The sequence below is a fragment of the Paenibacillus sp. tmac-D7 genome (genome assembly GCF_006519665.1).
Lineage (GTDB): Bacteria > Bacillota > Bacilli > Paenibacillales > NBRC-103111 > Paenibacillus_G > Paenibacillus_G validus.
The window spans coordinates 1-1,276 of the sequence record NZ_VIDW01000117.1 but is presented as its reverse complement, the minus strand read 5'-3'; the positions used below and the strand labels follow the sequence as shown (position 1 = coordinate 1,276).

Sequence of the window (1,276 nt, the reverse complement as noted above, 5' to 3'; positions counted from 1 at the left end):
GGATATACAATGACCCGCTTATTTACCAAACAGCTGGACGTAGCTTATGATGACCGGCTGATTGTCGAAGGATTGAATTTATCCATTCCGAATGGAAAAATTACAGCCCTCGTGGGCGCCAACGGCTCCGGCAAGTCGACCATTCTTAAATCTATGGCGCGGATTATGAAGCCCAAGGGCGGGCAAATTTTCCTGGACGGCAAATCGATTCATCAGCAGACGACTAAGGATGTAGCGAAGCAGCTTGCCATCCTGCCGCAAAATCCGACGGCCCCTGACGGGCTGACTGTGCAGGAACTCGTCTCTTATGGACGGTTTCCGCATCAGAAGGGGTTCGGCTCGCTGAGCAAGGAGGACAAAGAGGTTATTCATTGGGCAGTCGAAGTGACGGGCATGGGGGATTTTGCAGACCGACCTGTCGATCAGTTATCCGGCGGACAGAGGCAGCGCGCTTGGATTGCCATGGCGCTGGCTCAGCAGACGGATATTCTGTTTCTCGACGAGCCGACCACTTTCCTGGATATGGCGCATCAGCTCGAGGTGCTGAAGCTGCTGCAGAAGCTGAACGCGGAAGAAGGACGTACTATCATTATGGTGGTGCACGATTTGAATCATGCGACCCGCTATGCTCAGCACGTGGTTGCGATTCAAAGCGGCCGAGTGGTGAGCGAAGGGACGCCGGAGCAGGTAGTCACGCAGGATGTACTTCGTCAGGTATTCGGAATTGAGGCGGACATCGTGCCCGACCCGCGCACAGGCGTGCCGCTGTGCATGCCTTACGAGTTGGTGGGTGAGCTTCCCGGCACACAGCATCGAAATTCTGTACCAGAGGAGCAGCGGGCTGCCATGGCCGCAGGCGTTTGATTCCGGTCAACTTGAAGCACATGGCTACCAATTGATGGAAACAGCATGAGGAGGAGATCCACATCGACAATCCATGTTCCGTTGATGCCGGGCGTTGTGCTGCCGGATCCCGCAGCCTGCGGGGCGGCGCTCATGGGTCTTGTCGGGTGAGGGAAAGCATAGCAGGCTGAGCCGGCATCGTCTGCAGCGTCTACGGCGCCAAGCAAGCTGGAGCAGAAGGAGAGAACTGTCACTTGCAAACCCATATCAAAATGTGGTACATTACGATTCCGGCTGTTGATAGAGCAGCGGATGCAACCCGAGTTGAAAGCTTCTGGGCATGGCGGATATACCCCTTGAATGGAAGAACAAAAACACGGTTGCCAAATCGAATCGGATGTGATACATTACGATTCGGCCGTTGAAACAATCG

The 1,276-nt window shown here is 54.8% G+C and carries 1 protein-coding gene; it reads left to right on the top strand.

The window, feature by feature from the left end:
- Nucleotides 1-9: 9 nt before the first annotated feature.
- Entirely contained in the window at nt 10-864 is an 855-nt protein-coding gene (locus tag FKP33_RS26715) for an ABC transporter ATP-binding protein (protein ID WP_127608147.1), read from the top strand.
- Nucleotides 865-1,276: the final 412 nt, after the last annotated feature.

What these genes read in the sequence shown, in the direction of transcription:
- FKP33_RS26715 (WP_127608147.1), top strand. Translation starts at nt 10, where the DNA reads ATGACCCGCTTATTTACCAAACAGCTGGACGTAGCTTATGATGACCGG.